This is a genomic window from Aquiluna sp. KACHI24 (assembly GCF_025997915.1).
GTDB lineage: Bacteria > Actinomycetota > Actinomycetes > Actinomycetales > Microbacteriaceae > Aquiluna.
The window spans coordinates 448581-470395 of record NZ_AP026677.1 but is presented as its reverse complement, the minus strand read 5'-3'; the positions used below and the strand labels follow the sequence as shown (position 1 = coordinate 470395).

Below are 21815 nucleotides of genomic sequence, written 5' to 3'. Positions count from 1 at the left end.
TACCTCGAAACCAGAGTTGTGCTGAGTTTACTTGCCCAGTTTTTGTTGACGATCCAGCCAGACCATCAGAGCCTTTTGAGCATGCAGGCGATTCTCCGCCTCTTCCCAAATAAATGACCGCGGACCGTCTATGACATCAGCGGCCACCTCGTATCCGCGATACGCAGGCAAGCAGTGCAGGAAGATCACCGAAGGGTCGGCCAGTTCGAGCAGTCGGTTGGTCACCGTGTAGTCCGCGAACATCTTGATTCGCTTTTGCTTCTCTTTTTCCATGCCCATGGAAACCCAGGTGTCGGTTGCAACAACGTGAGCATGACGCACAGCATCCTCGGGACGCTCGTGCACTTCGATGACTGACCCAAACTGCTTGGCGATCTCCTGAGCGCGCCTAACCACTTCGACGTCTGGTTGATAACGCGCAGGAGCGCCAATTGATACGTGCATGCCGGCCATGGCACAGGCAATCAAGTAGCTGTTGCCCATGTTGTTTGCCGCATCGCCGATGTAGGCAATCTTCACGCCATCGGTGTGACCAAAGTGCTCGCGGATTGTCATCAAATCGGCCAGCAACTGGCAGGGGTGCCAACTATCGCTTAGTGAGTTAATGACCGGCACTCGGGAGTGCTGCGCCATCTCCTCAAGGCCCGACTGGGCGTAGGTGCGCCAAACAATCTGAGCAACCTGACGCTCAAGCACTCGCGCTGTATCAGCTACCGACTCCTTGGCACCGAGCTGGGAAGTACCGGAGTCCATCACTAGTGGCACTCCCCCGAGGTCTGACACTCCAACGGAGAAGGAGACTCGGGTGCGGGTGGATGTCTTATCAAAAATGAGCGCGACAGTCTTCGGTCCAGCGAAGACTTTTTCACTGTAGGGGTCCTTTTTCAAGGCGATAGCGAGCTCGAGAATCTCGGCCTGCTCGGCTGGGGTGATGTCATCGTCTTTTAGGAAGTGCCTAGTCATCTCTACCTCGTGACCTGGGTGCCAACGCCTGCTTTTGTGAAGATCTCCAGCAGGATACTGTGTGGCTGCCGGCCATCAATGACGTGAGCCTTTGGAACTCCGCCATCCACTGCGGCCAGGCAAGCCTGCATTTTAGGAATCATGCCGCTCTCTAAGCGAGGCAGCAGCTCTCGCAACTCACTGGATGTGATCTCCGAAACCAAAGAATCCAAGTTTGGCCAATCTGCGTATAGGCCCGCTACGTCGGTGAGCACCATGATCTTCTCGGCACCCAGCGCCACCGCAAGCGAGGCAGCCGCGAGATCGGCATTTACGTTCAGTAACTCTCCGAAAACAGTGGGCGCGACGGTGGAGATAACTGGAATACTGCCGCGTTCAAGTGCCGCCAGCACAGCACGAGGATTGACCGTCCTGACCTCACCGACAAGACCTAAATCAACTTCACCAGCTGGAGTCTTCGCGGTGACCTTTTCGGCCTTGAATAAGTCATCGTCCTCACCCGAGAGCACGACCGCATTCGCTCCGGCGGATTCGATCATGGCGGCCAAGGAAGCACTCACCTGATTGCGAAGCACATCCCGCACCACGCTGATGGTCTGCTCATCGGTGTAGCGGAAACCGTGACGGAATTCGCTCTGAATCCCCATTTCTGCCAACCTCGCCGTTATCTGGGGCCCACCACCGTGAACCACGACTGGCCGGATCCCAACAAAGCGTAAATACGCCATGTCTTGGGCAAACGCCTGTTGCAGCCCTGCATCAACCATGGCGTTACCGCCAAACTTCACCACCATGATCTTGCCGTGAAACTCGCGCAACCAATCGAGCGATTCGATGAGAGTCTGGGCCTTGATTTGAGCAAGGGCTTGGTCTTGGTTGGCAGGAATCATTAGCTGGAGTATGCGCTGTTCTCGGTTACGTAGGCGTGAGTCAAATCGTTAGTGACAATGGTCGCCTCAGAGTCGCCTGAGTTGAGGTTTACAACCAAGTCGACTCTCTTATCTGAGAAATCAACTAAGTTACGGTCTTCCTTAGGTCCGCCCTGTGAAGAGACCATAACCCCGTTGATGGTTACATCTATGTTGTAGGGGTCGAACTTTGCATTTGTAGTGCCGATTGCTGCCAGGATTCGACCCCAATTCGGGTCGTTGCCGTAAATTGCAGCTTTGAAAAGATTGTTTCTGGCAATTGAGCGGCCGACCTCCACCGCGTCCGACTCGGAATCAGCTCCCTGCACTTGGATGTGAATCGAGTGGCTGGCGCCCTCGGCATCCTCGAGAAGTTGGATCGCAAGGTCTTTACACAGCTCTGTCAACAAAGCGCTGAATTCAGCAAAATCAGGCTTGACCGCGGAGGCACCAGACGCCATCAGGCTAACCTGATCGTTCGTTGACATGCAGCCGTCCGAATCAAGTCGGTCAAAGCTCAATCTGGTTGCCTCGCGCAAGGCGGCATCGAGATCCTTCGAGGTCATGACCGCATCGGTGGTGATAACCACAAGCATTGTTGCCAACCCGGGGGCGAGCATTCCAGCTCCCTTTGCCATCCCACCGATGCGATAACCATCGCCCTGGCGCTGAGCGCGTTTGGGAATGGAGTCGGTAGTCATGATTGCCAAAGATGCAGCCTCACCGCCACTGTCAGAAAGAGTGGAAATTGCATCGTGGACCCCTGCGTACAGCTTCACTCGGTCAAGCTGCTCGCCGATCAAACCCGTTGAGCAAACTAGGACATCACCGGCCGCCACCTCGAGAGCTTTTGCTACCAGTTCGGCCGATTCATGCGTGGTCTGGAAACCCTGTGCACCGGTGTAGCAATTTGCACCACCTGAGTTCAAAAGAATCGCCTCTACCTGACCATCTTTGATGACCTCTTGAGACCAAAGTATTGGGTTAGCCTTGGCGCGATTAGTCGTGAAAACAGCTGCTGCAGCTTTAAGGGGGCCCTGGTTCACGACCAACGCCACGTCCTTGTTCCCAGATGACTTCAGACCACAGGCGACACCGGATGCTAAGAACCCACTGGCAAATGTCACACTCATGGAGCAACTCCGTTTATCTCAAGTCCCGTGGTCTCCGGGATGCCAAGCGCAAGATTCATACTTTGAATCGCTGCGCCCGCGGTCCCCTTCACCAAATTGTCGATTGCACAGGTAACCACAACCCTGCCTGCATGCTGGTCGTACTCAAGCGCAATCTGAACGGAATTGGATCCCAGAACGCTCGCGGTCATCGGCTGAGTATCCCCCAGAACCTCTACGAAATACTCATCTGCGTAAGCATCCCGATAGGCCTCGGCTAGTGCCTCAAGCGAGAATCGGTAGTTCGTCTTGACCGTGTTCACGGCCAAAATTCCTCTAGACATTGGAACCAACACGGGTGTGAATGAAACCTGAACCTGATCTCCGGCTGCCTTCGATAAGTTCTGTTCGATTTCCGGAGTGTGTCGGTGCACACCGCCGACTCCGTAAGCCTTCGCTGAGCCGTGAATCTCAGCGTGTGATAGTTCAACCTTCGAAGATCTACCGGCACCCGATGTACCTACCGACAAAACTGATACCACGTCGCGCGGGTCAAACAGTCCGGCGGTAAAGCCAGGCGCCAAGGCCAAAGTGATGGCCGTCACATTGCAACCCGGGACAGCAATACGGCGCACACCACGGAGCTTGCCACGCTGCTTGCCACCTGAAGCAAGGGTGAGCTCAGGCATCCCGTAGCTCCAAGTGCCAGCATGGGCGGTGCCATAAAAGTTTTCCCAAGCCTCAGAATCTTCAAGGCGGAAGTCTGCGCCACAGTCCAGCACGAGGCAGTCATCACTCAACATCGCTGCTACCTCTGCAGAGGTCCCGTGAGGAAGGCCAAGAAAGACGATATCGTGACCAGCGAGCACCTCGGCATTGGTCGGCTCAAGCACTCGGTCTGCATACTTGCGAAGGTGCGGATGAATGTCGCCCAGTCTTGCGCCAGCGTTTGAATTTGCGGTGACGGCACCCAGTTCTAGCTGAGGATGATTTGCAATCAAGCGCAGCAACTCCGCGCCTACGTAACCGCTGGCACCCGCTACCGCTACCTTGAAAACCATCTAAGCCCGCAGCTCCGCTCCGTGTCTTTGATTCGCCAACGCTACTGCAGCGTCTCGGGAAGCAGAAGCTTCTTGTTGAGTCAGAGTCTTGTCCTGCGCTCTGAATACCAAATTGAAGGTCAGGGATTTTTTGCCCTCCGCAATACCCTGACCGCGGTAGTCATCAACCAGTGCCACGCTCTCGAGTAGCTCCCCTGCCCCCTCGGTGATTGCCTTGGCTATTTCAGCAGACGAAATCGAGCTGTCCACCACCAGCGACAAATCTTGAGTCGCTGCCGTCATTACCCGAAGCTCACCAGCCTGCAAAACCTCAGGCGCAAGCTCGTGAATCAAATCGAGGTTCAATTCAAAAGCTGCGACCGCCTGCGAGATGTGGAAATCCTTGGCAACGCTCGGGTGCAATTCACCAACAACCCCCACCCTTTTGCCGTTTACCAGAACATAACCTGCGCGACCGGGGTGGAACCCTGGAATCTTGGCCTGCTCTAATTCGGCCTCCAGTCCAGCTGCCTTTGCAACCAGACCAACGGCGCTAACCGCATGCGCATAACTGACTGGCTGTGCTCCAAACGAAGGGCCTTGACCCAGCCAATTGCCGAGCATGACCGAAGCGATCATGCGCGGCTGATCAGGAATTGAGGCATTCAGACTGGCCAGCATGGAATCTGCCGGGCGAAGGTTGCCCACGGGCAATTCAGCAACCGCAGCGGAATCGGTTGGCAAAAACACCGAACCCTCTTCAAAAATTGCCACGTCTAGATTGCTGCGCGAAAGATTACGTTGAGCAGCGACAATCAACCCAGGCAGTAGTGATTTGCGAAGCTCCGGGAACTCACCCTGAAGCGGATTCTCCAATCGCACAGATTCGCCACCGGTGAAGATTTGGTTCTGCTGCTCGGACAGGAATGGGTAGTTGAGCACTTCTGTGATGCCGGATCCAGACAGCGCAGCCAAAACCCGGCGGCGCAGCTGCTGCCTGCGAGTTAGACCACGCCCTGGGGGCGCGACAGGAAGCCGAACTGGAATCTTGTCGTACCCGACAAGTCGGGCAACCTCTTCTGCCAAATCCGTTTTGTGACGAAGATCCGGTCTCCAGCTTGGCGGGACAACCGTGAGCAGCTCACCATTGGCCTCCACTTCACAACCAATGCTGCTGAGTGTTGAGACAACATCTTCTGCGCTGAAATCAGCCCCTACCAATTCACTTGGGAAAGACAGCTGCATTTCAATTTGGAGCGCTGGTTGCTCGGTGTTGAAATCAGCGCCGGTTCCGTCAACCTTGCCTCCGGCTAGCTTAACCAGAAGCTGAGCTGCTCGGGCTGCCGCAATTCTGCCAACCAGCGGGTCAACACCGCGCTCAAAGCGCTTGGAGGCCTCGGATGGAAGCTTGTGTCGACGCGCACTCCTAGCAATTGAAATCGGATCAAAATTGGCCGCTTCCAGGATTACGCTCGTGGTGCTCTCGGACACCTCCGTACGCGCACCGCCCATCACCCCAGCGATACCGATTGGACCACTGTGGTCGCAGATCAATAAGTCTTCGGCATGAAGCATGCGTTCTTTGCCATCTAGAGTCTCGATCGACTCACCCTGATGTGCTCTTCTCACCGAGAATCCGCCTTGGACCTTGTCGGCATCGTAGGCGTGCAGCGGTTGGCCAAGCTCGAGCATCACGTAGTTTGTGATGTCAACCGCAATTGAAATCGAGCGCATGCCTGCGAGCTTGAGTCTCGTAGCCATCCATCCGGGGGTCTTGGCCCGAGCATCAATCCCACTCACACCAATCAGGTGAAAGCTCGAGCAGCCGAGTTTGTTATGAATTGGAGTAAGGTCTGAGACTTCCAGCTCGATCCCAGTGCCCTTTAGCGGGCTGACAAGAGCTGCAGGATCAGTGAACCTTGCGCCAGAGGCATGTGAGTACTCTCTGGCAATTCCGCGAATCGAGAGACAATAACCGCGATCGGGTGTGACATTCACCTCTGCTGCAGACTCACCAAGACCCAAAATCTCTAGCGCATCGCTTCCAACCTCTGGATCTAGGCCTAGTGTCTCCAATCGCAAAATACCGTCATGCTCATCGCTGAGGCCAAGCTCGCGAGAGGAAGCAATCATGCCATCGGAGATGTGTCCGTAAGTCTTGCGGGCAGCAATCTCAAAGCCGCCAGGCAAAGCCGCACCTGGCAGGGTTACAACTACCTTGTCGCCTGCGAAAAAGTTGCGAGCGCCGCAAACGATGCCATTTTCAACACCGGGGGCAACCTCAACTTGGCACCAGCGAATGGTTTTGCCATTTGACTGTTCTTCCTCGACGAACTCGAGGACCTTGCCAACCACAATCGGGCCGCGCAATTCACCGCCGTGAGCCCCCTCCTCCTCTAGGCCCACTCTCACCAATTCGGCCATTACGGTATGGGGAGTTGCATTGTCCGGAAGCTCGACGAATTCGCGGAGCCAGCTCAGTGGAATTCTCACTAGATCACCGATCCAAACTGCTGTGAAAAGCGAACGTCAGCCTCGACCATGTCGTGCATGTCTCTCACTCCATTTCGGAACATCAAGGTTCGCTCGATACCCATTCCGAATGCAAAGCCGGAGTAAATCTCTGGGTCAATGCCCGCGGCTAGCAGCACATTTGGATTCACCATGCCGCAGCCTCCCCACTCAACCCATCTTGGTCCACCCTTCGCCCCAGGGTGCCACACATCCAACTCGGCGGACGGCTCGGTGAATGGAAAGAAACTCGGCCTTAGGCGAATCTTGGCCTCGGGTCCAAACATCACACGAGCAAAATGTTCTAGCGTGCCCTTGAGGTCAGCCATGGTTAGACCCTTGTCAACGGCAAGGCCTTCCACTTGGTGAAACACTGGGGTGTGAGTAGCGTCCAACTCATCGGTTCGGAAAACTCGACCCGGACACAGCACATATAGGGGCAGGTCGCGCTCCAACATGGACCTGACCTGCACTGGTGAGGTGTGCGTGCGAAGCAGCAAATGATTTTCCACCGGTGCCACAAAAAATGTGTCCTGCATGGCGCGAGCCGGGTGATCCGGGTGGAAGTTCAATGCATCAAAGTTGAACCACTCATTTTCAAGCTCCGGACCGTCTGCGATTTCCCATCCCATGCCGACAAACACATCGGATATTTGATCCATCAGGAGCGAAAGCGGGTGTCTAGCACCCTGCCTCAAAACCTTTGGGCTTGCGGTCAGGTCAACGGATTCAGACTGCAACTGCTGCTCGAGAGCAAGAGCTTCGAGTTCGGCCTCTCTTTTTGCGAATACCTGGTTTAACTCGGCGCGAGCCTGCCCAACCAGCTTGCCAGCCTCTGCTTTTTGCTCAGCAGGCAAATCACGGATGAGGGCATTCAGCTGAGCCAACTGCGAGCTTTCCCCCACCAAAGACGACTTCAAGGTCTTGAGCTCGGCGAACGTGTTGGCGGCATTGACATCGGCAAGCGCTTCGGCTAAAGCCTTCGCTACCGTCTGCTGATTGAGTTCTAGAGGCACCCGCACAAGTTTAGTCTTGGGAATGCTGTTCGAAAGCGGAGGCATAGAGACAAACTGATGCCGCAGTGGCCAGGTTCAATGACTCTGCCTGCCCATAAATCGGGAGCGCAACCAAGCGATCCGCCATTTCTTGAACCTGGTCGCTGACCCCGTGAGCCTCATTCCCAAAAACCCAGGCCGTTGGTGAGGTTAGGGAGGAACGGAGTGTTGTGATGGATTCTCCGGACGCGCTCGTCGCATATACCTGCAACCCTGCCGCCCTCAATGCCGAGATTGCCTCCCCTGGGGCTACGTCTCTAACAAAGGGGACATGAAGGATGCTGCCTGCCGTTGACCGAACCAGCTTCGGGTTATAGGGGTCAACCGAGTCTTGCAAGAAGATGACTAGGTCTGCGCCTGCCGCATCGGCCGCGCGAAGAATGGTTCCGGCATTACCGGGGTCTCGAGCCTGGTCCAAAACCACCACGAGTTTTGGGCTGGTCGCTAGCGCCTCACTAAGGCTCGTATCAATCTGGCTCACAACTGCCACTACCCCTTGAGGTGTGGTGGTTTGTGAGAGCTTCGCCATGACGCGCTCTGACACCAAGGTGATTTCAACCCCAGCGCTCTCAAGCGTGCTCAGCTCGTCAAAGTAGCGTTCAGCGGCTAGCTCGGTCAGAAAAATCTCGTGCGCTAACCCTGGCCTGCGACTGAGCTCCTTTAGGCCTTGTGGGCCATCAAGCAGAAAGAGCCCGGACTCAGTCCGGGCGTCTTTCTGGTTTAGGCGTGATACTCCCTTGATCCTGTCGGATCCTGGGTTATCGAGCATTAGCTAGCCTTTGGAGCGTTCACATCCTTTGGCAGCGCAGCCTTAGCGGAAGCGACCAAGGAAGCAAAGGTCTTCGGGTCGTGAATCGCCATGTCCGAGAGGATACGGCGGTCAACCTCGATACCAGCAAGCTGCAGACCCTGGATGAAGCGGTTGTAGGTCATGCCGTTTGCGCGAGCACCAGCGTTGATGCGCTGGATCCATAGGCGACGGAAGTTACCCTTGCGCTTGCGGCGGTCGTTGTATGCATAGACCAACGAGTGCAGCAACTGCTGCTTTGCCATGCGGTACAGACGTGAACGCTGTCCGCGGTATCCGTGAGCACGCTCAAGCGCAACGCGACGCTTCTTTAGCGAGTTGACGGCGTTTTTTACTCTTGCCATTTTCTACTCCTTCTATAGCGTCGGTTAGCGACCGAGCTGCTTCTTTAGCTTCTTGAAATCTGCGGCTGAAACCACCTGGTCCTGGTTCAGACGACGGGTGCGTCTGGATGACTTGTGCTCCAGGTTGTGGCGCATGTTGATTTGCTGCTTCATGAGCTTGCCGCTGCCAGTGAAGCGGAAGCGCTTCTTGGCACCCGAGTGGGTCTTCATCTTCGGCATGATCTCTCCTTAGTTCTTTTCTTCAGCCTGTGTGGCGGACTTTTCAGCCGCACGTTTAGCCTCGGCACGCGCCTCGGCCTTGTTCTTCAGAGGTCCGATAACCATGACCATGTTTCGGCCATCGATCGATGGGTGCGACTCCACAGAGCCAAACTCCGCTACCTCTTCAGCTAAGCGCTTCAGCAGGGTTACACCCATCTCCGGGCGAGATTGCTCTCTACCGCGGAAGACGACCATGACCTTTACCTTGTCGCCAGCCTTCAGGAACTTCCTGACCTGCCCAACTTTGGTGCCGTAGTCGTGGTCGTCGATCTTGAGACCGAAACGCACTGTCTTTAGCACTGTGTTGACCTGGTTCTTGCGAGCCTCGCGGACCTTCTGAGCGGCTTCGTACTTGAACTTGCCGTAGTCCATGATCTTGCAGACTGGAGGGTTTGAGCCTGGGGCAACCTCGACTAGGTCAAGGTCTGCCTCGCGCGCTAAACGCAAAGCCTGATCAATGGAAACAACGCCAACCTGCTCGCCTGCCGGTCCGACAAGTCGAACCTCGGCAACTCGAATACGCTCATTGATGCGCGGATCGCTGATAAGAAGCTCCTCTGATACCGTTTGTAGCCCACGAAAAACGTGCAGAAACAAATCAACGCTCAAACCCGAACAACCTTTGTATGCGGTTGGCAGGTGGGATCGCAATCCACTTCTGACTGAGCTGTCGCCCAGAGCCTGAGGTAGCCTAGCAGACGAACACCCATTTCGAAAGAGGGATTTTGGACGAGATAACCCGCGACATAGCCGAAGTTCCTGCGGTCGAGATCATCACCACCGCTGCCGTGCACTTGATGAGTGCTGCTGCTGTGCAGTGTGGCCTTGCCGAAGATCAAAAGGCGGACCTGGATGAGGCGCGCAAACTAATAAATGCGCTTGCCGGACTGATCACCGCTGCTGCCCCTGAGATTGGAGACCACCACGCTCGTCCTCTCAGGGATGGCCTTCGATCACTGCAGCTTGCCTTCCGTGAGGCTTCGGTGATTCAGGATGAGCCAGGTAAGGGTCCTGGCGAGAAGTACACGGGCCCAGTTAGCTAACCAGGCGCATTGCCACTGAGTCCACGAGTTCCAGAAATCTTGGGCCCTGAAGTCTTGTGCTGAACTTACCCAAAAGCTCCTTGACTTGGTCCTGATTCAGCCCCGGCGTCAGTTTGAGAACTAGAACCAGTTCAGCCCCTGACAAATCACCGTGCGGATCGCCGTCCATCAGCTTGCAGGCGCTAATTTCACCAAACCCTTCGACGGCCTCAGCGACTAATACCTTGAGCTCGGGGTTATTGGAAGGACTGGTCCAAGGCAAGTTCTGGGCGAGGTGCGCCAGCGCAGGACGACGCAGGACAACAGAATTTGACGCTGGGTCGAGCACAATTCGGTTATGACCCTCGGCAATCGCAGCAAGGGCAAGTTTTTCAACCGGGACTGGAACTGGTCTTGCATCGGAGCGCCAGCGAGACATTGCGCTTACCGAGCTAAAGGCAGGTATTGCCGAGCCACCATCAGGGGTTCCAACCGCCACAATGCTGAGGTCCGCACTCTTATCGACCACTAAACCGTTAGGTCCCAACTCTCCCTCGCCTAGCTGGGCGATCAGTGGGACAAGCAGTCTTTGGGATCTCAGGGCCGCGACCACCTCCTCAAGCAAAACCTCACCTTCTAAGGCTTTGGCGAGCGCCGGAGGGCAACTCCCGTCATCATTCGACCACTGATTCTGTGAGAACGCTCGCCCCTCCCAAGGGACTCCAGCAGAATCGTGAAATCGGTCGTGCGACATTTATCCGTTGGCGATTTCGAGCGCTTGCTCAAGCGTGAAGCGTCCGGAATACAAAGACTTACCCAAAATTGCGCCTTCCAGACCTAGTCCAACAAGAGCGTGCAGGTCCCTGATGTCATCGAGGGAAGAAATACCCCCCGAGGCAACCACGGGTTTGTTCGTCTTTTCCATGACGAGTTTCAGCAGCTCAAGGTTTGGACCCCGGAGTGTGCCGTCTTTGGTGACATCGGTGACGACATACCTGGAGCAACCAGCATCCTCCAATCGAGCCAGCACCTCAAACAGATCGCCACCCTCCTGGGTCCATCCTCGCGCAGCCAGCGTGGTACCTCGCACGTCAAGCCCAACAGCGATCTGATCTCCGTACTTCGAAATCACTCGAGCGGTCCAGTCAGGGTTCTCCAAAGCTGCGGTTCCGAGATTGACTCGGGTAGCGCCGAGTTCCAATGCGGCCTCCAAGGATGCATCGTCTCGAATACCACCAGAGAGCTCGATTTTCGTATCACCGCTTGCTCTGACCACCTCACCAATCACTGCACGGTTCTCTCCCCTGCCAAACGCGGCATCAAGGTCCACCAGGTGAATCCACTCAGCGCCCGCAGAGATCCAATCACGAGCTGCGTCAAGCGGGTGACCGAAGTCTTCTTCGCTGCCAGCCTCGCCCTGAGTCAGTCGCACCGCCTTTCCAGCGGCAACATCCACGGCTGGAAGTAGTTCCAGTTTCATCACTATCTCCTAGAGGGTAGAAATCCAATTTTCCAAAAGCTTGAGTCCAGCGGCTCCAGATTTTTCTGGATGAAACTGAGTGGCCGAGAGCGGGCCATTTTCGACCGCTGCCAAGAACTTCTCCCCGTGCTCTGACCAGGTCAGCACCGGAGGTACGAATGGGGCTTGTACATCCAAGGTCCACTCCCTAACCGCATAGGAGTGCACGAAGTAGAAGCGCTCTCTCTCAATACCGTCAAATAGAACTGACTTTTCGCCCGGCTCGACTTGGGACCAACCGATGTGCGGAAGTGTTTGTGCTTGCAGCATTTCGACCTGTCCGGGCCACTGACCAAAACCTTCAGTTTCAATGCCGTGCTCGAGACCCTTTTCAAACATGACCTGCATCCCAACGCAAATTCCCATGACGGGTCGATTTGCAGCCAGGCGGCTATCTAGCAAGCTCGCTACATGTGCTTGATTGAGCTTGTCCATCACTGCAGAGAATGCCCCAACACCGGGAATCAATAATCCGTCAGCCTCAAGGGCCTGCTTTCGATCTGCAGTCAGGGTGACCGACGCACCAGATTCCTCCAGGGCTCGGCAAGCCGAGTGAACATTGCCACTGCCGTAATCGAAAACTACGACTTTTTTCAAAGAGCGCCCTTGGTTGAAGGTACTCCGCTTACCCGAGGGTCTCGCTCGACCGCCTTTCGCAGGGCACGGGCAAACGCCTTGAACTGCGCCTCCGCGATGTGGTGTGGGTCACGTCCCGCCAAAAGATTGACGTGCACTGTTAGCCCTGCATTGAACGTTATCGCCTCAAAAACGTGACGCACCATCGAGCCTGTGAAGTGACCACCAATCAAGTGGAATTCAAAACCAGCTGGCTCACCGGAGTGAACGAGGAAAGGCCTTCCTGAAACATCAACTACTGCGCGTGCCAAAGCTTCATCCAGGGGCACAGATGCATCGCCGTATCGAGCGATTCCAACTTTGTCCCCAAGGGCTTGCTTGAGTGCCTGCCCAAAGACAATCGCGACATCTTCCACAGTGTGGTGAACGTCAATTTCGACATCGCCTGTGGCTTTGACTTTGAGGTCGATCAGAGAGTGCTTGCTGAGCGCGGTCAACATGTGGTCGTAAAAGGGCACTCCGGTATTTACTTCGCTTACCCCAGTGCCATCCAGATTGAGCTCAAGCTCGACGCTTGACTCACTGGTGGCTCGGTTCACTTTTCCAGTGCGCATAACCGCCTCCTAGCCCGAAGAGAGAAGTCTAACTAAGGGTTTGCCTCAATGCAGCCAACAAAAAGTCAGTCTCGGCCTCGGTGCCAGCCGTGATTCGAAGAGCGTTAGGAATTCCGACGTTTCGGATCAAGACGCCCTGGTCTAAGAGTTTGGTGAATGTCCCGGCTGGATCTGAAAATCCGGCGCACAAAACGAAATTGGCCGCCGATTCATAGGGCTGCAATCCCATGCCCCTGAGTTCACTCACAATCCGGTCTCGCTGGATTTTTATTTGCTCGACGTTTGCAAGCATGACATCCGAAAATTCCAGTGCGGCCAACGCCGCAGCTTGGGTCAAAGTAGAAAGGTGGTAGGGAAGCCGCACAATTCTGAGTGCATCCACTACAGCCTCGGACGCAGCTAGGTAACCCAAGCGAACGCCGGCAAACGCAAACGCCTTGCTCATCGTGCGAGAGATTACCAAGCGCTCCCGGCCTGGAAGTAGATCCAAAACAGATAAGTCACTCGCAAACTCTGCGTAAGCCTCGTCGACAACCAAAATTCCGTCAAAAGCATCGTAGGCCGCGGCTATGACGTCCTTTGCAATTGGAGTTCCAGTTGGGTTATTCGGATTACACAGAATCACGATGTTTGGTTTGGCCTTGCGAATTTCAGAAGCTACATAGTCCGCAGTCAAGGCAAAGCCGTCGAGTCTCGCCAGCTCTTGGTATGGAGTTAGAGAGATGCGCGCGATGTTGGGATACATCGAATAAGTCGGTCCGAAACTAAGGGCCGACGCATCGGGGCCACCGAAGGCTTGAAAGATCTGCATCAGGACTTCATTGGACCCATTTGCTGCCCATACGTTATTTGCAGTCAATCCGTTCCCCAGGAAACCCGCTAATGCGCCACGGAGTTCCATGAACTCCCTGTCTGGGTAACGGTTGAGCTTCGGTACGACCTCGGTTATCCGAGAAACGATTCTCTCGGAGACCTCCGAAGGAATACCGAAGGTGTTTTCGTTCACGTTTAGCTGGTAGGGAACGGAAAGCTGCGGAGCACCGTAGGGCTCCTGTTCGCGAAGATCACGACGGATTGGCAAATCTCGGAAGCTGGTCACCCGAGAAGCCTAACGAAAAGGCTCTAGCGAGGGAGTGCGATGCGCTGACCTGGCTCCAGCACTGTTGAGCTCAGGGCGTTCACGGCAACTACCTCCGCGATCCAGTCGCGAGGGTCGTCATTCTTGGCAAACACCTCCGCCAGGTCCCAGAGCGACTCGCCGTACCCAACGGTGATGTACTCAAGAGGCGCAGGCTGCTCGTTGGTCGCTACCGAGCCATTGATGCCAGCCATGCTGAATGAAACTGCGAGTCCCACAATGATCAGACCTCTCACTAGCTTGGCCGGATTCTGCAGGGAGTATGAGTTCACCTTTGACATTGCTCTGCTTCCTCTCTGTTCGAATTCTTGTTTCGAACATTTGTTCTAGTTTAGGAATGCAATCCATTGAAATGCAATGAAAATTCCTAAAAATCTTCATAAATCTCGAAAATGTGTTTGAAAATCCACAGACCAACGAATACAGTTTCGATAGAAGTAGTCAATCAAGACCCTCTGACATTTATCGAAAGGGTGGGTATGGACCAGAGCGATCTCACCTCCGTTCAGCAAAAGATCCTCGACGTAATTCGAGAATCTATGGAAACTCGCAACTACGCCCCGTCGATGCGCGAAATCGGAGAGTCTGTAGGCCTGTCGTCCACAGCCAGCGTCTCCCACCAGCTAAACAAGCTTGAGCTGCTGGGATTCATCTCTCGTGACCCCAGGCGCCCAAGAACCATCGATCTTCTTGGCGAGGATGCGCCCGGCGAAATCATCCGAGCCGATGCAGCCATGGTCCCGCTGGTCGGACGGATCGCAGCTGGTGGCCCAATCACGGCTGAGCAGAACGTCGAAGATGTATTCGCCCTCCCCCGACAGCTAGTTGGTCAGGGTGAGCTCTTCTTACTCAAGGTCGTTGGAGAGTCCATGATCGACGCTGCAATTTGCGATGGTGACTGGGTCGTGGTCAGGCAACAGCAGTCTGCAGAAAATGGGGACATCGTGGCCGCACTGCTAGAGGATGAAGCAACAGTCAAGACCTTCAAGCAGCGCGACGGTCACACTTGGTTACTTCCGCGAAACTCGGCCTTCGAGCCAATTTTGGGAGACCACGCCGTCATTCTCGGCAAAGTGGTAGCCGTGCTCAGAGCTGTTTAGCCGCTTCTAGTTCGGAAAACAGATCCGCCGAAACCATTGCAACAACCCGCGTGCCCTGCTCCAAGTACTCAGTTTCCAGGACTTTTCCGGCTAGATGAGCCCTGGAAATCAGGTCACCTCGGTGGTATGGAATTACTCCGCTGAACTTCAAGTCTGGCTGCGGCAAGCCAGCTGCAATCGCTCGCTCGAGATCAGCAATTCCCTCGCCAGATCTCGCGCTCACGAGAAGTGAGCCGGGGATTAGTCCGCGAAGCCTGATCTGGTCGTCTTCACTGATCAAATCAGCTTTGTTGAACACAACGAGTTCCGGAATAGCCGACGCGTCCACCTCAGCAATGACATTTCTCACCGTTGTGATTTGACCCAAAGGATCTGGATCCGTGGCGTCCACGACGTGCAGAATCAAATCAGCGTCCGCGATCTCCTCAAGGGTCGATCGGAATGCCTCTACCAATTGGTGTGGGAGGTTCCTCACGAATCCAACAGTGTCCGCAAGCGTATATTCGCGACCATCCTCGGTTTCGTGTTTGCGGACAGTTGGATCCAGCGTCGCAAACAGTGCGTTCTCAACAAGCACTCCAGCCTTCGTTAGTCGATTGAGAAGCGAGGACTTCCCGGCGTTGGTGTAACCAGCGATCGCAACCTGAGGCACCCCGGAATTGGACCGCTTTGCCCGCTTCACATCGCGAGCTTGTTTCATCTGAGCAATCTCGCGTCGGAGCTTTGCCATCTTGGTGTTGATACGACGCCTATCAAGCTCAATCTTGGTTTCTCCGGGACCCCTCGATCCAATACCAACTCCGCCCGCAGCTTGACCACCTGCCTGACGGGACATGGATTCACCCCAACCACGAAGTCGCGGGAGTAGGTATTCGAGCTGTGCTAACTCGACCTGCGCCTTACCCTCACGAGACTTTGCATGCTGGGCGAAGATGTCGAGAATTATCGCGGTTCGGTCAATTACCTTGACCTTGACAATGTCCTCTAGCGCACGACGCTGAGATGGGGCTAACTCTGCATCTGCAATGACTGTGTCAGCGCCCAGGGCTCGAACTAAATCCTTCAGCTCCTGCGCCTTGCCCTTACCCAGAAAACTCGTAGAGTCCGGCATAGAACGTCGCTGAATCATGCCATCTAGGACCTGGGCTCCAGCAGTTTCAGCAAGTGCGGCTAATTCCCGTAGCGAGTTCTCAGCGTCAGTAAGGGTGCCTGAGCTCCAGAGCCCGATTAGGACAACCTTCTCTAGTCGGAGTTGGCGATACTCAACCTCGCTGATGTCTTCCAGCTCTGTGCTTAGGCCAATGACCCTTCTCAGGGACTCTCTGGCCTCGAGGTCTAGCTGATCTCCGTCAAACTCATTTTGCGGAGCCGCGTCGGCACGCCTGAGGATTCGATCTAGCAGTGACTCATTTTCCATTACTGACAACCCTAGGCTGTAATAGGTTTATCCAATGCCGCAAGAGCACTATTTCAGCGAAAGCCCAGACTCCGATGCGAAGTCTCACGAAATTAGCTTCGAGGTCGCCGGCATCCCATTCAGCGCCAGGTCAGAGGCGGGGACATTCAGTGTCCAAAAACTCGACAAGGGAACCCAGGTTCTTCTTCGATCGCATGAGTATTTCCCGACAAGGGGCAATGTTCTCGATATCGGATGCGGCTGGGGGCCGATCTCTCTCTCGATAGCCAAGTTGCAACCTGACACTACCGTTTGGGCGCTCGATGTGAATCAGCGCAGTCTGCGACTGACCGGCGAAAACGCAACACGGGCAGCACTATCAAATGTTCGCCCGGTGACTGCTGAACAGATACCTAAGGAACTGCGATTCAGTGGGATCTGGTCAAATCCACCGATCAGGGTTGGGAAAGCGATACTGCACGAGCTAATGAAGACTTGGATTCCTCGCCTCGAGGAGGGCGGTAGCGCGTTCTTAGTGGTTCAAAAGCAACTGGGCGCCGAGTCTTTTGAGAAATGGCTCGCCACGGAGTTTCCCATGATGACGGTTACTCGCTCAGATCAGGACAAAGGTTACCGAGTGATCGAGGTTAGGAACGCAGCCACGATCCACTGAACGAGAGCTCAGCTGGGCCACTGATTCCTGCATGCTCGCCGTCTTCGGTTGCGAACATGCGCACCGCAACCTGACCTCCAGGAACCCTTACCCGCCAATAATTTTGAGTATTGCCCGCGTATTCTCTGATCGCGATGGCAGAGGCGGCGATTCCGGTGCCGCAACTCTTGGTCTCCCCAACCCCGCGCTCATAGACACGCATTGTCAGGCCGGCCACACCCTCTGAGATCAAAGGGTCATCTAAGACTACGAACTCTACGTTTGCCCCCGATGGGAGGGCTGGCTCGAGAACCGGCGCCCTGGTCAGATCAAGGGCTTCCAGTTCCTCGATGCTGGCAAGCGTAACTACAACATGAGGATTTCCGATGGTCAGGTATAGGCCAGGCCGAGGCACCGAAAGTCCGGAGGCGTGAACCAAGACCTCATCGGACTTCACTTTCCAGCGACCCAGGTCAACGGCGAACCCGTTGACGGTCGCAGTGATGTCTTTGATTCCCGCTCTGGTGGCAATCGGAAGGGTGCTGCCATCCGAGAGTTCAGCGAACCCGCCATCCAAAAGGTAACGCGCGAAGACCCTGGCTCCGTTGCCACACATCTCCCCCTTTGAGCCATCGGCGTTTCGGTAGTCCATGAACCAGGTTGCGTTTGGTTCTTCTCTTAGCAGGTGGCTTACCTCATTTGCAGCTGCGGTGTGAGTGGCGATAATCACGCCGTCTGCACCGATGCCAAAGTGACGATCACAAATCTCTCTAATCTCGGAGTCTCTCAGGTTGAGCTCAGCGTTCGGGTCGTGAATCAAAACGAAATCGTTACCGGTGCCCTGGCCCTTGATAAATGAGAGGTTCATTGCTCCAGCCTAATTTGCTCCAGCACGAAGTCCAGACGATCAACTCCCGTTGGGCACCAGCGAATTCTCGAGTCACGCCTGAACCAAGACATTTGCCGACGTGCGTATCGAGAGGTCAGTGAGATGGTCTGTGCTTGTGCGTCCTCGGGCGATAGCTCACCATCCAACTGATCGAAGGCCTGTTGGTAACCAATCGCCACAGCGGCGGTTCTTGACAGCACAAACTTCTCCCTAAGTTGACGGGACTCTTCAACCAGGCCAGACTCCCACATCAAGCCAACACGATCTGCGATTCGCGCTTTGAGTTGTTCCCTTTCAACCGAAACCCCAATCCAAAGCGTGGGTCGGTAACTCTGAGGCAAAGGTAACTGCGACTGATAAGGAGACTTTGTTATCTCAATAACCTCGAGGGCCCTAATCACTCGGCGAATATTCTGCGCTGGAATTCTTGATGCGGTAATCGGGTCCATCTGCCGAAGTCGATCGTGCAGAGAGGTTCCACCGAGTTGCTCAGCCTCACCCTCAAGTCGGGCTCGAATCTTCGGGTCCGTAGGGGCAAATTCCAACTCATCGAGCGCAGCGGCTAGGTAGAACATGCTCCCGCCAACCACTATCGGGACAGCGCCCCTGGCCAGAATCGCATCAATGGTCTCTCGCGCAATCGCCTTGTACTGAACTGCTGACATCTCTTGCTCAGGAGTGATTACATCGAAGAGATGATGCGGGAACTCCAAACGATCGGCCTCGCTCAACTTTGCAGTGCCTATGTTCATGTGTGAGTAGAGCTGCATGGCATCAGCATTGACAATCTCAGCCCTGTGCCCATCACTTGCCAGAGCTCTCGCCAAATCAAGTGCCAGCGCCGTCTTGCCGGAGGCTGTGGGGCCAACTATCGCGATTATTTCAAAGGGCACGAGAGCTTCTAATTGGAATTCCTAAGGTGACCTTGCCTGATCCTGGAGTTGGTGCACCGCAGCTCTCGAGCTGACGACGATCGTGAGCATCTCCACCGCGGGTTCTTCGCAACTTGTAGGTCGAGCTTTCAGTCACGTCTGCCACCAAGTGATAAGGGGCGGCTTGTGTCACTGTAACCGTCACGAGATCACCGGGACGTGGCACCTCTTGACCTTGTGGAATCTCAAAGTGCACCAAACGATTGTCGCGACCGCGGCCTGACATTCGATTTGTCTGAGCATCTTTACGACCCTCCCCAGTGGCAACCAAAACCTCTACATCCGAACCAATCAAGGCTTGGTTCTCCTCCCAAGCAATTTGATTCACGAGAGCAAGCAGGCGCTCATACCGCTCCTGCACGACCTCTTTGGGAAGCTGACCATACATCTCAGCCGCAGGGGTTCCCGGACGCTTTGAATACTGGAAGGTGAAGGCAGCACTAAATCGGGATTTGCGCACCACTTCCATGGTCTGCTCAAAATCTTCTTCAGTTTCACCGGGGAAGCCGACGATGATGTCGGTGGTGATGGCTGCACCAGGTATGGCGGCGCGAACTCGGTCGAGGATACCCAGGTACTTATCGGAGCGGTAACTGCGTCGCATCTCCTTGAGAATGCGGTCCGATCCCGATTGCAATGGCATATGTAGCTGCGGCATAACGTTGGGAGTCTCGGCCATGGCCGTAATGACGTCATCGGTAAACGCTGCTGGGTGAGGAGAAGTGAATCGCACGCGCTCGAGCCCCTCGATTTGACCGCAGGCACGAAGCAGCTTGGCAAACGCACCCTTGTCGCCAAACTCAACACCGTATGTGTTCACATTCTGACCAAGCAGGGTGACTTCCACCGCACCATCGGCGACAAGAGCCTCGACCTCAGCCAGGATCTCACCCGGACGACGGTCTTTTTCCTTACCGCGCAGGGACGGAACGATGCAGAAGGTACAGGTGTTGTTGCAACCAACAGAGATCGACACCCATCCGGCATAAGCAGAATCGCGCTTGGTAGGGAGCGTTGATGGAAAAACCTCTAACGACTCCAGAATTTCAACCTGAGCTTCACGATTATGGCGAGATCGCTCCAGGAGAGCTGGAAGTGAGCCCATGTTGTGGGTCCCAAAAACTACATCAACCCACGGGGCCTTTTTGATGATTGTGTCCTGGTCCTTTTGGGCTAAGCAGCCGCCAACGGCAATTTGAAGATTGGGATTTGCCTCCTTTTTCGGAAGCAAAAGTCCCAGGTTTCCATAGAGCTTGTTGTCGGCATTCTCTCGAACTGCACAGGTGTTGAAAACAACCAGGTCGGCATCCAGACCCTCCGCCTTGGCGTAGCCGGCACTCTCGAGCAAGCCGGATATTCGCTCAGAATCATGAACGTTCATCTGGCACCCGTAAGTGCGAACTTCGTAGGTAAGAGTCATAACGGGGAGATTTTACTCCGCCGTTAGAGCGCTGGCGATGGCTCGTCGAACTATCTCTCCATCAAAACCGCGTCTCAACAAAAAACCTTGCAGCCGCCTTTGCTTCACTACATGGTCGAACTGAGATAGCGCTCGGGCTCGCTTTTGGGCCAGACCCAGCGCTAATTCATACTCCGCATCGCGATCAATGTCTGCCAAAGCCCGCGAGGAAATCTCATCGCTGACACCCTTTTGTCTTAGCTCACGGCGCAAGACGGATTTTGATTTGCCGCCACAGGCAATCCGACCGGCCACAAAGGCCCTCGCGAAGGCTTCATCGTCAATCAGTTGAGCTTCGGTAAATCGAAGAATTACCGCGTCCGCAACCTCGTCAGGTATTTCGCGCTTTTGGAGCACCTGACGCAACTGACGCTCCGTTTTCATGGAACGAGAAAGCTGGTGCAACAGGACATTCTTTGCCCGCTGCACCAGCTTTTCGTCAGACATTGTTAGTTGTTGACTGCCTTTGGAACTGAAGGCTCAGCAGGAAGATCAGCTACGGCTCTCGGCACGCCAATACCTAGCTTTACCTTGATCTTCTGCTCAATTGTGTCGGCAACCTTTGGGTTCTCCTTGAGGTAGTTTCGGGAGTTCTCTTTACCCTGCCCAAGCTGGTCACCCTCGAAGGTGTACCAGGCTCCGGATTTCTTAACAATTTCGTGCTCGACTCCGAAATCAATCAGGCTTCCCTCGCGAGAGATGCCCTCTCCAAACATGATGTCGAATTCTGCCTGCTTGAAAGGCGCTGCCAACTTGTTTTTCACAACCTTGACTCGGGCACGGTTACCAACGGCATCTTGGCCGTCCTTCAAAGTTTCAATTCGACGAATGTCAAGACGAACCGAGGCGTAGAACTTCAGCGCCTTACCACCAGAGGTGGTCTCAGGTGAACCAAAGAAGACTCCGACCTTTTCGCGCAACTGGTTGATGAAGATCGCGGTGGTCTTAGTGTTACTCAGAGCACCGGTCAGTTTGCGAAGCGCCTGTGACATCAGACGGGCCTGTAGGCCCACGTGAGCGTCGCCCATTTCGCCTTCGATTTCAGCTCTTGGCACCAATGCCGCAACCGAGTCGATCACGATTATGTCGATTGATCCCGAGCGAATCAGCATGTCGGTGATTTCCAGCGCCTGCTCACCGGTGTCAGGCTGGGAGACTAGAAGTGCGTCAACGTCAACACCCAGCTTTTTGGCATACTCAGGGTCCAAGGCGTGCTCAGCGTCGATGAATGCAGCAATGCCGCCGTTGCGCTGTGCATTGGCAATTGCGTGTAGGGCAACGGTTGTCTTACCGGAGGATTCCGGACCATAAATTTCAACAATGCGGCCCTTAGGGAGGCCGCCGATACCCAAGGCGACATCCAGAGCGATCGAACCGGTTGGAATCGACTCGATGGGCGCGCGCTCCTCGGTGCCCAGTCGCATGACCGACCCCTTACCGAACTGGCGGTCAATCTGAGCCAGAGCAGTCTCTAGCGCCTTTTCTCTGTCTGAAGCACTTGGCATTCTGTCCTCTT

25 protein-coding genes are annotated in these 21815 nt (G+C 55.0%); 3 read left to right on the top strand and 22 right to left on the bottom strand.

What is annotated here, in order from left to right:
* Nucleotides 1-27: 27 nt before the first annotated feature.
* From argF to infC, 10 genes are read right to left on the bottom strand one after another with little or no spacing between them, the layout of a single operon-like run.
* Nucleotides 28-963, bottom strand: coding sequence for an ornithine carbamoyltransferase (gene argF, locus OO713_RS02415; RefSeq protein ID WP_264786083.1), 936 nt, complete (start codon nt 961-963; stop codon nt 28-30).
* 2 nt (nt 964-965) lie between these two features.
* Nucleotides 966-1853, bottom strand: coding sequence for an acetylglutamate kinase (gene argB / locus OO713_RS02410; protein WP_264786082.1), 888 nt, complete (start codon nt 1851-1853; stop codon nt 966-968).
* A complete protein-coding gene (argJ, locus tag OO713_RS02405) occupies nt 1853-3004 on the bottom strand; it encodes a bifunctional glutamate N-acetyltransferase/amino-acid acetyltransferase ArgJ (RefSeq protein ID WP_264786081.1) in 1152 nt (383 codons plus the stop codon). The genes argB and argJ overlap by 1 nt, the downstream gene beginning before the upstream one ends.
* Nucleotides 3001-4044, bottom strand: a complete 1044-nt coding sequence (argC, locus tag OO713_RS02400) for an N-acetyl-gamma-glutamyl-phosphate reductase (RefSeq protein WP_264786080.1) — start codon at nt 4042-4044, stop codon at nt 3001-3003. The genes argJ and argC overlap by 4 nt, the downstream gene beginning before the upstream one ends.
* Nucleotides 4045-6516 (bottom strand): phenylalanine--tRNA ligase subunit beta, encoded by a 2472-nt coding sequence (pheT, locus tag OO713_RS02395; RefSeq protein ID WP_264786079.1) that lies wholly within the window; start codon nt 6514-6516, stop codon nt 4045-4047.
* Complete coding sequence (gene pheS, locus OO713_RS02390; protein ID WP_264786078.1) at nt 6516-7595, bottom strand: phenylalanine--tRNA ligase subunit alpha; 1080 nt, start codon at nt 7593-7595, stop codon at nt 6516-6518. The genes pheT and pheS overlap by 1 nt, the downstream gene beginning before the upstream one ends.
* Nucleotides 7561-8358: an RNA methyltransferase gene (locus OO713_RS02385; protein WP_264786077.1), complete on the bottom strand. Its 798-nt coding sequence runs from the start codon at nt 8356-8358 to the stop codon at nt 7561-7563. The genes pheS and OO713_RS02385 overlap by 35 nt, the downstream gene beginning before the upstream one ends.
* Entirely contained in the window at nt 8358-8741 is a 384-nt protein-coding gene (rplT, locus tag OO713_RS02380; protein ID WP_264786075.1) for a 50S ribosomal protein L20, read from the bottom strand. The genes OO713_RS02385 and rplT overlap by 1 nt, the downstream gene beginning before the upstream one ends.
* A gap of 24 nt (nt 8742-8765) precedes the next feature.
* On the bottom strand, nt 8766-8960 hold the full coding sequence (gene rpmI / locus OO713_RS02375; RefSeq protein WP_264786074.1) for a 50S ribosomal protein L35: 195 nt from the start codon (nt 8958-8960) through the stop codon (nt 8766-8768).
* 9 nt (nt 8961-8969) lie between these two features.
* The gene (gene infC / locus OO713_RS02370; RefSeq protein WP_264786073.1) at nt 8970-9611 is read right to left on the bottom strand and encodes a translation initiation factor IF-3; all 642 of its coding nucleotides are present in this window, start codon (nt 9609-9611) and stop codon (nt 8970-8972) included.
* 113 nt (nt 9612-9724) lie between these two features.
* Here infC and OO713_RS02365 point away from each other — a divergent pair, with 113 nt between their 5' ends.
* A complete protein-coding gene (locus OO713_RS02365; protein ID WP_264786423.1) occupies nt 9725-10045 on the top strand; it encodes a DUF1844 domain-containing protein in 321 nt (106 codons plus the stop codon).
* Here OO713_RS02365 and OO713_RS02360 read toward each other — a convergent pair.
* The 6 genes from OO713_RS02360 to OO713_RS02335 are packed head-to-tail and all read right to left on the bottom strand — an operon-like array spanning nt 10038 to nt 14152.
* On the bottom strand, nt 10038-10778 hold the full coding sequence (locus OO713_RS02360) for an SseB family protein (protein ID WP_264786072.1): 741 nt from the start codon (nt 10776-10778) through the stop codon (nt 10038-10040). The genes OO713_RS02365 and OO713_RS02360 overlap by 8 nt on opposite strands.
* The gene (gene priA, locus OO713_RS02355) at nt 10779-11504 is read right to left on the bottom strand and encodes a bifunctional 1-(5-phosphoribosyl)-5-((5-phosphoribosylamino)methylideneamino)imidazole-4-carboxamide isomerase/phosphoribosylanthranilate isomerase PriA (protein WP_264786071.1); all 726 of its coding nucleotides are present in this window, start codon (nt 11502-11504) and stop codon (nt 10779-10781) included.
* 9 nt (nt 11505-11513) lie between these two features.
* On the bottom strand, nt 11514-12140 hold the full coding sequence (gene hisH / locus OO713_RS02350) for an imidazole glycerol phosphate synthase subunit HisH (protein ID WP_264786069.1): 627 nt from the start codon (nt 12138-12140) through the stop codon (nt 11514-11516).
* The gene (gene hisB, locus OO713_RS02345) at nt 12137-12733 is read right to left on the bottom strand and encodes an imidazoleglycerol-phosphate dehydratase HisB (protein WP_264786067.1); all 597 of its coding nucleotides are present in this window, start codon (nt 12731-12733) and stop codon (nt 12137-12139) included. Before hisB ends, hisH begins: the two co-directional genes overlap by 4 nt.
* Nucleotides 12734-12761: 28 nt before the next feature.
* A complete protein-coding gene (locus OO713_RS02340) occupies nt 12762-13832 on the bottom strand; it encodes a histidinol-phosphate transaminase (RefSeq protein WP_264786065.1) in 1071 nt (356 codons plus the stop codon).
* A gap of 23 nt (nt 13833-13855) precedes the next feature.
* Entirely contained in the window at nt 13856-14152 is a 297-nt protein-coding gene (locus OO713_RS02335) for a LysM peptidoglycan-binding domain-containing protein (protein WP_264786064.1), read from the bottom strand.
* A 198-nt stretch (nt 14153-14350) separates the two neighbouring features.
* On the opposite strand from OO713_RS02335, the gene lexA reads away from it, so the two are divergent.
* A complete protein-coding gene (gene lexA / locus OO713_RS02330) occupies nt 14351-14971 on the top strand; it encodes a transcriptional repressor LexA (protein ID WP_264786063.1) in 621 nt (206 codons plus the stop codon).
* On the opposite strand, the gene hflX is transcribed toward lexA, so the two are convergent.
* On the bottom strand, nt 14958-16388 hold the full coding sequence (hflX, locus tag OO713_RS02325; protein WP_264786062.1) for a GTPase HflX: 1431 nt from the start codon (nt 16386-16388) through the stop codon (nt 14958-14960). The genes lexA and hflX overlap by 14 nt on opposite strands.
* A 34-nt stretch (nt 16389-16422) precedes the next feature.
* Between hflX and OO713_RS02320 the strand changes: the two genes are divergently transcribed.
* Nucleotides 16423-17040, top strand: coding sequence for a methyltransferase (locus OO713_RS02320; protein ID WP_264786061.1), 618 nt, complete (start codon nt 16423-16425; stop codon nt 17038-17040).
* On the opposite strand, the gene dapF is transcribed toward OO713_RS02320, so the two are convergent.
* From dapF to recA, 5 genes are read right to left on the bottom strand one after another with little or no spacing between them, the layout of a single operon-like run.
* The gene (gene dapF / locus OO713_RS02315) at nt 17015-17887 is read right to left on the bottom strand and encodes a diaminopimelate epimerase (protein WP_264786060.1); all 873 of its coding nucleotides are present in this window, start codon (nt 17885-17887) and stop codon (nt 17015-17017) included. The two genes, OO713_RS02320 and dapF, sit on opposite strands and share 26 nt — an antisense overlap.
* On the bottom strand, nt 17884-18801 hold the full coding sequence (gene miaA, locus OO713_RS02310; RefSeq protein ID WP_264786058.1) for a tRNA (adenosine(37)-N6)-dimethylallyltransferase MiaA: 918 nt from the start codon (nt 18799-18801) through the stop codon (nt 17884-17886). The genes dapF and miaA overlap by 4 nt, the downstream gene beginning before the upstream one ends.
* Nucleotides 18791-20260, bottom strand: a complete 1470-nt coding sequence (gene miaB, locus OO713_RS02305) for a tRNA (N6-isopentenyl adenosine(37)-C2)-methylthiotransferase MiaB (RefSeq protein WP_264786057.1) — start codon at nt 20258-20260, stop codon at nt 18791-18793. Before miaB ends, miaA begins: the two co-directional genes overlap by 11 nt.
* A gap of 12 nt (nt 20261-20272) precedes the next feature.
* Nucleotides 20273-20746, bottom strand: a complete 474-nt coding sequence (locus OO713_RS02300) for a regulatory protein RecX (RefSeq protein ID WP_264786056.1) — start codon at nt 20744-20746, stop codon at nt 20273-20275.
* A 2-nt stretch (nt 20747-20748) separates the two neighbouring features.
* Nucleotides 20749-21804 carry a recombinase RecA gene (gene recA / locus OO713_RS02295; protein ID WP_264786055.1) on the bottom strand — a complete coding sequence of 352 codons (1056 nt, stop codon included), beginning with the start codon at nt 21802-21804 and terminating at the stop codon, nt 20749-20751.
* Nucleotides 21805-21815 lie beyond the last annotated feature (11 nt).

Bases quoted from the DNA above. Each gene is read 5' to 3' on its own strand.
- rpmI (WP_264786074.1), bottom strand. From the start codon at position 8,960: ATGCCGAAGATGAAGACCCACTCGGGTGCCAAGAAGCGCTTCCGCTTC.
- dapF (WP_264786060.1), bottom strand. From the start codon at position 17,887: ATGAACCTCTCATTTATCAAGGGCCAGGGCACCGGTAACGATTTCGTT.
- OO713_RS02360 (WP_264786072.1), bottom strand. From the start codon at position 10,778: ATGTCGCACGACCGATTTCACGATTCTGCTGGAGTCCCTTGGGAGGGG.
- argF (WP_264786083.1), bottom strand. From the start codon at position 963: ATGACTAGGCACTTCCTAAAAGACGATGACATCACCCCAGCCGAGCAG.
- OO713_RS02385 (WP_264786077.1), bottom strand. From the start codon at position 8,358: ATGCTCGATAACCCAGGATCCGACAGGATCAAGGGAGTATCACGCCTA.
- recA (WP_264786055.1), bottom strand. From the start codon at position 21,804: ATGCCAAGTGCTTCAGACAGAGAAAAGGCGCTAGAGACTGCTCTGGCT.
- argB (WP_264786082.1), bottom strand. From the start codon at position 1,853: ATGATTCCTGCCAACCAAGACCAAGCCCTTGCTCAAATCAAGGCCCAG.
- lexA (WP_264786063.1), top strand. From the start codon at position 14,351: ATGGACCAGAGCGATCTCACCTCCGTTCAGCAAAAGATCCTCGACGTA.
- hflX (WP_264786062.1), bottom strand. From the start codon at position 16,388: ATGGAAAATGAGTCACTGCTAGATCGAATCCTCAGGCGTGCCGACGCG.
- priA (WP_264786071.1), bottom strand. From the start codon at position 11,504: ATGAAACTGGAACTACTTCCAGCCGTGGATGTTGCCGCTGGAAAGGCG.
- argC (WP_264786080.1), bottom strand. From the start codon at position 4,044: ATGGTTTTCAAGGTAGCGGTAGCGGGTGCCAGCGGTTACGTAGGCGCG.
- pheS (WP_264786078.1), bottom strand. From the start codon at position 7,595: ATGCCTCCGCTTTCGAACAGCATTCCCAAGACTAAACTTGTGCGGGTG.
- OO713_RS02335 (WP_264786064.1), bottom strand. From the start codon at position 14,152: ATGTCAAAGGTGAACTCATACTCCCTGCAGAATCCGGCCAAGCTAGTG.
- argJ (WP_264786081.1), bottom strand. From the start codon at position 3,004: ATGAGTGTGACATTTGCCAGTGGGTTCTTAGCATCCGGTGTCGCCTGT.
- miaB (WP_264786057.1), bottom strand. From the start codon at position 20,260: ATGACTCTTACCTACGAAGTTCGCACTTACGGGTGCCAGATGAACGTT.
- OO713_RS02300 (WP_264786056.1), bottom strand. From the start codon at position 20,746: ATGTCTGACGAAAAGCTGGTGCAGCGGGCAAAGAATGTCCTGTTGCAC.
- OO713_RS02320 (WP_264786061.1), top strand. From the start codon at position 16,423: ATGCCGCAAGAGCACTATTTCAGCGAAAGCCCAGACTCCGATGCGAAG.
- rplT (WP_264786075.1), bottom strand. From the start codon at position 8,741: ATGGCAAGAGTAAAAAACGCCGTCAACTCGCTAAAGAAGCGTCGCGTT.
- hisB (WP_264786067.1), bottom strand. From the start codon at position 12,733: ATGCGCACTGGAAAAGTGAACCGAGCCACCAGTGAGTCAAGCGTCGAG.